The sequence below is a fragment of the Microbacterium sp. genome (genome assembly GCF_051953575.1).
Taxonomy (GTDB): Bacteria; Actinomycetota; Actinomycetes; order Actinomycetales; family Microbacteriaceae; genus Microbacterium.
The window spans coordinates 1-6,428 of the sequence record NZ_JBQCIP010000295.1; the positions used below are offsets into that span (position 1 = coordinate 1).

At 71.3% G+C, this 6,428-nt stretch carries 8 protein-coding genes and 1 pseudogene; all 9 read left to right on the forward strand.

The window, feature by feature from the left end:
• Positions 1-729: imidazole glycerol phosphate synthase subunit HisF (gene hisF, locus ACTHNQ_RS18800; RefSeq protein WP_440335466.1), on the forward strand; the 729-nt coding region annotated here is incomplete at its 5' end.
• Positions 726-1,091: a phosphoribosyl-AMP cyclohydrolase gene (gene hisI, locus ACTHNQ_RS18805; protein ID WP_440335467.1), complete on the forward strand. Its 366-nt coding sequence runs from the start codon at positions 726-728 to the stop codon at positions 1,089-1,091. The genes hisF and hisI, both read left to right, overlap by 4 nt.
• Positions 1,088-1,699 (forward strand): Trp biosynthesis-associated membrane protein, encoded by a 612-nt coding sequence (locus ACTHNQ_RS18810; protein ID WP_440335468.1) that lies wholly within the window; start codon positions 1,088-1,090, stop codon positions 1,697-1,699. The genes hisI and ACTHNQ_RS18810 overlap by 4 nt, the downstream gene beginning before the upstream one ends.
• Before the next feature lie 62 nt (positions 1,700-1,761).
• Positions 1,762-1,992: a DUF6704 family protein gene (locus tag ACTHNQ_RS18815; protein ID WP_018170763.1), complete on the forward strand. Its 231-nt coding sequence runs from the start codon at positions 1,762-1,764 to the stop codon at positions 1,990-1,992.
• 2 nt (positions 1,993-1,994) lie between these two features.
• Positions 1,995-2,771 carry an indole-3-glycerol phosphate synthase TrpC gene (gene trpC, locus ACTHNQ_RS18820; protein ID WP_440335469.1) on the forward strand — a complete coding sequence of 259 codons (777 nt, stop codon included), beginning with the start codon at positions 1,995-1,997 and terminating at the stop codon, positions 2,769-2,771.
• Positions 2,768-4,033: a tryptophan synthase subunit beta gene (trpB, locus tag ACTHNQ_RS18825; protein WP_440335470.1), complete on the forward strand. Its 1,266-nt coding sequence runs from the start codon at positions 2,768-2,770 to the stop codon at positions 4,031-4,033. The genes trpC and trpB overlap by 4 nt, the downstream gene beginning before the upstream one ends.
• Positions 4,030-4,824, forward strand: a complete 795-nt coding sequence (gene trpA / locus ACTHNQ_RS18830; RefSeq protein ID WP_440335471.1) for a tryptophan synthase subunit alpha — start codon at positions 4,030-4,032, stop codon at positions 4,822-4,824. The genes trpB and trpA overlap by 4 nt, the downstream gene beginning before the upstream one ends.
• A 65-nt stretch (positions 4,825-4,889) precedes the next feature.
• Entirely contained in the window at positions 4,890-5,861 is a 972-nt protein-coding gene (lgt, locus tag ACTHNQ_RS18835; protein ID WP_440335472.1) for a prolipoprotein diacylglyceryl transferase, read from the forward strand.
• A 75-nt stretch (positions 5,862-5,936) separates the two neighbouring features.
• Positions 5,937-6,428: pseudogene (locus ACTHNQ_RS18840) on the forward strand (glutamate synthase subunit alpha); the annotation flags it as partial.

The window sequence follows — 6,428 nt, forward strand, 5'->3', positions numbered from 1 at the left end:
GGGCGCGTCGTGAAGGGCGTCAACTTCCAGAACCTGCGCGACATGGGAGACCCCGTCGAGCTCGCCCGCGAGTACTTCCGGCAGGGCGCCGACGAGATCACCTTCCTCGATGTCACCGCGACCGTCGACGAGAGGTCGACCACGTACGACGTCGTGCGCCGCACCGCCGAAGAGGTCTTCATCCCGCTCACCGTCGGCGGGGGAGTCCGCAGCGCGGACGACGTCGCCCGCCTGCTCGCCGTCGGCGCCGACAAGATCGGCGTCAACTCGGCGGCGATCGCCCGGCCTCCGCTGCTGGACGAGATCGCCGACCGCTTCGGCGCCCAGGTGCTGGTGCTGTCGCTCGACGTGAAGCGGTCGCCCGAGACGGCCTCCGGCTTCGTCGTCACGACCCACGGCGGCCGCACCGAGACCACGCTGGACGCCCTGGAATGGGCGCGCGAGGCCATCGAGCGCGGCGCCGGCGAGCTGCTCGTCAACTCCATCGACGCGGACGGCACCAAGGAGGGCTTCGACCTCGAACTCGTGAGCCTCATGCGCGAGGTCTCCAGCGTGCCCGTCATCGCGTCGGGCGGCGCCGGCCGCGCCGAGGACTTCGGTCCCGCGATCGAGGCGGGCGCCGACGCCGTGCTGGCGGCATCCGTCTTCCACTCCGGCCAGCTCACCGTGGGCGACGTCAAGCGGTCACTCGTGGCCGACGGCATCCCGGTGCGGGAGGTGGCGGCATGAGCCTGCCCGTCGAGGAGCGCATCTCGCGCGTCGCGTTCGATGACGACGGCCTCGTGGCCGCCATCATCCAGCAGTGGGACACCCGCGAGGTGCTCATGCTCGGATGGATGGATGCCGAAGCCCTGCGCCGCACGCTGACGGAGGGCCGCGTGACCTTCTGGTCGCGATCGCGGCAGGAGTACTGGCGCAAGGGCGACACGTCCGGACACATCCAGCTCGTCCGCGGCGCGAGCCTCGACTGCGACGGCGACGCGATCCTCGTCGAGGTCGAGCAGGTCGGAGCGGCCTGCCACACCGGCACCCGCACGTGCTTCGACGGCCGTGACCTCGAGGCCGAGCGAGGACCGGAGCTGCCCGCGTGACGCGCCGCGCCCGCCTGCTGTCCGTCGTCGTCATCGTGCTGTGCGGCGCGATCGGCATCATCTCGTCGACGCAGACGTGGCTCACCGTCGAGCTCGCCGACGGCGCCCACCACACCCTCGACGTGCCCGGGGCGTCCGCCGTCCCCGTGCTGGCACCGCTGAGCCTCGCCGTGCTCGCGCTCGGCGCTGCCCTGTCGATCGTGGGGCTCGTGCTGCGCTACCTGTTCGGCGCCCTGGCGATCCTTATCGGCGGCACCCTGGCGTGGCTGACCGCGCGCGTCGCGTTCGAGCACCCGGTCTCGGCGGTCGCCTCCGTGGTGACCGAGTCGACAGGCATCGCGGGCGAGAAGTCGGTGGCCCAGCTCATCGCGACGATCACGGCGTCGGCGTGGCCGGTCATCACTCTCGTGGCGTGGGCGGTGCTGATCGTCGCCGGCGCGTTCGTCCTGCTGACCGCACGCGGGTGGTCGGGGACGGGCCGCAGGTACCGCACCGAGGACCCGGCGAGGTCGGCCGCGCCGGCCGGTCCGCGCCCTCACGACGCGGCCGGATCGCACGCCATCGACGACTGGGACGACCTGTCGCGTGGCGAGGATCCGACCGCCTAGACCGCTAGACTGGCGGCATCCCGCCCGGCATCGCATCTGCCCGGAACCACAAGGAGATCTCCATGAGCAACAACATCGCCGACCCGGGTCACGGACACTCGCCCGCCGCCTGGACGGCCGTGGTGATCATGCTCGTGGCGGTCTCGTTCGGCACGCTGTTCTTCTTCCTCGACATGCCCGTTCTGGTGTGGGCCTCGGCGGCTCTCCTCGTGGTCGGCCTTCTCGTCGGCTGGGGCATGAAGCGCGCCGGCTACGGCGTGGGCGGCTCCAAGGTCGCTGCGAAAGAGCACTGAGCGTGCTCGCCGACCTGACGGCCGGCGCGGTTGAGGATGCCGAGGCCCGCGCCTCGGAGCGGCCCCTGGCGGCCGTCGAGGCCGCAGCCCTCGCGCAGCGCCCGGCTCTGGACGTGCTGTCCGTCCTCGCTCCCGCCGACCGTGTGAAGATCATCGCCGAGGTCAAGCGCGCGAGCCCTTCGCGCGGCGACCTCGCCGACATCCCCGACCCCGCCCTCCAGGCCCGCCGGTACGAGGAGGGCGGCGCGTCCGCCATCTCGGTGCTCACCGAGGGTCGCAGGTTCAAGGGCAGCCTCGCCGACCTCGAAGCCGTCAAGGCGGCGGTGTCGCTGCCGGTGCTGCGCAAGGACTTCATCGCGACGGAGTACCAGATCCTCGAGGCCCGTGCCGCCGGCGCGGACCTCGTGCTCCTCATCGTCGCCGCGCTCGAGCAGGACCTGCTGGCACGGCTCCACGCGCTCGTGCTCGAGCTCGGGATGACCCCCCTCGTCGAGACCCACTCCGCCGACGAGGTCGACCGCGCCTCGGACCTGGGCGCGAAGCTCGTCGGCGTCAACGCGCGGGACCTGTCGACGTTCCAGCTCGACCGCGACCTGTTCGGGCGCCTCGCCGACCGGATCCCCGCGGACGCCGTGAAGATCGCCGAGTCGGCGGTGCTCGCCCCCGCCGACGTCGCGCACTACCGCGCGGCCGGCGCCGACGTGGTCCTGGTCGGCGAGGCGCTCGTCACGAACGACCCCGTATCCACCCTGCGCGCATTCCTGGAGGCCGGAGCATGAGTCTTCGCGAGGCATCCGGACCCTTCTTCGGAGAGTTCGGCGGCCGGTACATGCCCGAGTCGCTCATCGCGGCCATCGACGAGCTGACGGCGGAGTACGAGTCCGCGAAGGCGGACCCCGCGTTCCAGGCCGAATTCGTGCGGCTGCTCAACTCCTACGCCGGGCGCCCCTCGCCGATCACCGAGGTGCCGCGGTTCGCCGAGCACGCGGGCGGCGCACGCGTCTTCCTCAAGCGCGAGGACCTCAACCACACCGGCTCACACAAGATCAACAACGTGCTCGGCCAGGCGCTGCTCACCAAGCGCCTCGGCAAGACCCGGGTAATCGCCGAGACCGGCGCCGGACAGCACGGCGTCGCCACGGCGACCGCTGCGGCCCTCTTCGGCTTCGAGTGCACCATCTACATGGGCGAGGTCGACACCGAGCGCCAGGCGCTCAACGTGGCCCGGATGCGGCTGCTGGGCGCCGAGGTCGTGCCCGTCACGACCGGATCGCGCACGCTCAAGGACGCCATCAACGACGCGTACCGCGACTGGGTGGCGAGCGTCGAGAACACCAACTACATCTTCGGCACGGCCGCGGGGCCCCACCCGTTCCCGGCGATGGTGCGCGACTTCCAGAAGGTCATCTCCGAAGAGGCACGCGCCCAGCTGCTCGACGAGGTCGGGCGTCTGCCCGACGCCGTACTGGCATGCGTCGGCGGCGGCTCGAACGCGATCGGCATGTTCGACGCGTTCCTCGACGACGAGGGCGTCCGGCTCTACGGCGTCGAGGCGGCGGGCGACGGCGTCGACACGCCCCGGCACGCGGCATCCATCGAGCGCGGCCGTCCGGGCGTGCTGCACGGCGCGAAGACGTTCGTGCTCCAGGACGAGGACGGGCAGACGATCGAGTCCCACTCCATCTCGGCGGGCCTCGACTACCCGGGCGTCGGCCCCGAGCACTCGTGGCTCGCCTCGATCGGGCGCGCCGAGTACATCCCGGCGACCGACGACGAGGCGATGCAGGCGCTGCGTCTGCTGTCGAGGACCGAGGGCATCATCCCCGCCATCGAGTCCGCCCACGCGCTCGCGGGCGCACTGCGGATCGGGCGGGAGCTCGGCCCCGACGCGATCCTCGCGGTATCGCTGTCCGGCCGCGGCGACAAGGACATGGACACCGCCGCCCGCTACTTCGGACTGTACGACGAGGGAGCGGATGCCGCGACCGCCGCTTCGGCACCGCACGACGACGCCGCCCATGGCGAGGGGGAGAAGCTATGACCTCGCGCGTCGCCGCAGCGATCGAGGCGGCCCGCGCCGAGGGGCGCGGCGCGTTCGTCGGCTACCTGCCGCTCGGTTTCCCCGACCTGCAGACGAGCATCGACGCCGCGGTCGCCCTGGCCGAGAACGGCGCCGACATCCTGGAGCTCGGACCGCCGTACTCCGACCCCGTGATGGACGGCACCGTCATCCAGGAGGCCACGCAGGCAGCGCTCGCGGGCGGCTTCCGGCTGCGTGACACCTTCACCGCCGTGCGGGAGATCACGCGCCGCGTCGACGTCCCGGTGCTCGTCATGACGTACTGGAACCCCGTGCTGCAGTACGGCGTCGACCGCTACGCCGACGAGCTCCTCGCCGCCGGCGGCGCCGGCCTCATCACGCCCGACATCACGCCCGAGGCGGCCTCGGAGTGGATCGCCGCGAGCGAGCGCACCGGCCTCGACCGGGTCTTCCTCGCCGCGCCCACCTCGACCGACGAGCGCCTCGACCTGATCGTGCGCAATTCGACCGGATTCGTGTACACCGTCTCGACGATGGGCATCACGGGCGAACGCGCCGAGCTGGATGCCGCAGCCCGCACGCTCGTCACGCGCCTACGCGCGCACGGGGCCGAGCACGCCTGTGTCGGCATCGGCATCTCGAACGCCGAGCAGGTGGCGGGCGTCCTGGAGTACGCGGACGGCGCGATCGTCGGCACGGCGCTCGTGCGCGCCCTGCGGGACGGCGGCCTGGACGGCCTCGGCGACACCGCACGCGCCCTCGCCGCGGGCACAGTCCGCGGCGCGAACTAGACTTCTCAGGTCGGCGCCCGGCGCCGGCATCCCACGCACGGATCCAGCAAGGACACGGTTCTCACATGATCAACGCCGCCGCGCGCGTCGTCGCCAGCATCCCGAGCCCGCCGATCAGCTACTTCGACCTCGGCCCCCTGCGGATCCACATCTACGCGCTGTGCATCATCGCGGGCATCATCGTCGCGGTGCTGTGGACGAACGCCCGCCTCACCAAGCGCGGCGCCGAGCCGTGGGTGGTGATCGACATCGCCCTGCTCGCGGTGCCGCTGGCGATCATCTGCGCCCGGATCTACCACGTGCTCACGCACTGGGGCTTCTATTTCGGCGAGGGTGCGAACCCGATGTCGGCCTTCTACATCTGGGAGGGCGGCATCGCGATCTACGGCGCCCTCATCGGCGGCGCGATCGGTGCGTGGCTCGGCTGCCGCTGGACCGGCATCCGCTTCTGGACGTTCGCCGACGCCCTCGCGCCCGGTCTGCTGCTCGCCCAGGCGATCGGCCGCTTCGGCAACTGGTTCAACCAGGAGCTCTTCGGCTGGCCGACCGACGCCCCGTGGGGCCTCGAGATCGACTACCCGAACCCGGCGTGGCCCATCGGACTGCCCGAGGGCACGCTCTTCCAGCCCACGTTCCTCTACGAGGTCATCTGGAACGTCCTGGGCGTGCTGGTGATCGTCTGGGTCGGCCGCCGCTTCCGACTGCAGTGGGGCCGCCTGTTCGCCGTGTACCTCGTCTGGTACAGCGCCGGACGCATCGTGTGGGAGTCGATCCGCATCGACCCGAGCGAGATCATCCTCGGCCTGCGCAGCAACGTCTGGGCGGCGATCTTCGGCGTCGTGCTCGGAATCGTCATCTTCTTCGTGCAGAAGCGCCGTCACCCGGGCCTCGAGCCGTCGCCCTATGTGTCCGGCCGCGAGTGGACCGCCGGACAGGCTGTACAATCTCAGAACACCGACGACTTCGTCGACGTCAGCGAACCCCCGACGTCCGAGGCCGAAGGGGCTACCGCCACAAGCACTCCTGCCAGCAAATGACGCTCCGCTCGCTCTGAGCGGGCGTTCCAGGGCCGACGTCGTCCCATCTTGACTATCAACGTGAGGACGGTAGGTATGGCTTCGAGCCCCCGTCACAGCGCCTCTGCGCAGGCGCTCACCCCCGCTTCGTCCGGCCGCGCCGGATTCCCGCAGAAGCAGGGGATGTACAACCCCGCTTTCGAGAAGGACGCGTGCGGCCTGGCGATGGTCGCCACGCTGCGCGGCGAGGCCGGACACGACATCATCGATCTGGCGCTCACGGCGCTGCGCAACCTCGAGCACCGCGGTGCGATCGGCTCGGACGCCGGCACCGGCGACGGCGCGGGCATCCTGACGCAGATGCCGGACGCGTTCCTGCGCGCGGTGGTCGGCTTCGTGCTGCCCCCGGTGGGGGAGTACGCGGCGGGCATGGCCTTCCTGCCCCGCGACGCCGACGAGCGCGCCGCGCAGAAGGCCGGGATCGAGCGGATCGCGGCATCCGAGAACCTCACGGTCCTCGGCTGGCGCGAGGTCCCCACCGTCGACGACAACCTCGGCAAGCTCGCGTTCGAGGCCCGTCCGGTGTTC

Coding starts and splice junctions, on each gene's coding strand:
- hisI (WP_440335467.1), top strand. CDS start 726: ATGAGCCTGCCCGTCGAGGAGCGCATCTCGCGCGTCGCGTTCGATGAC.
- ACTHNQ_RS18815 (WP_018170763.1), top strand. CDS start 1,762: ATGAGCAACAACATCGCCGACCCGGGTCACGGACACTCGCCCGCCGCC.
- trpB (WP_440335470.1), top strand. CDS start 2,768: ATGAGTCTTCGCGAGGCATCCGGACCCTTCTTCGGAGAGTTCGGCGGC.
- trpA (WP_440335471.1), top strand. CDS start 4,030: ATGACCTCGCGCGTCGCCGCAGCGATCGAGGCGGCCCGCGCCGAGGGG.
- lgt (WP_440335472.1), top strand. CDS start 4,890: ATGATCAACGCCGCCGCGCGCGTCGTCGCCAGCATCCCGAGCCCGCCG.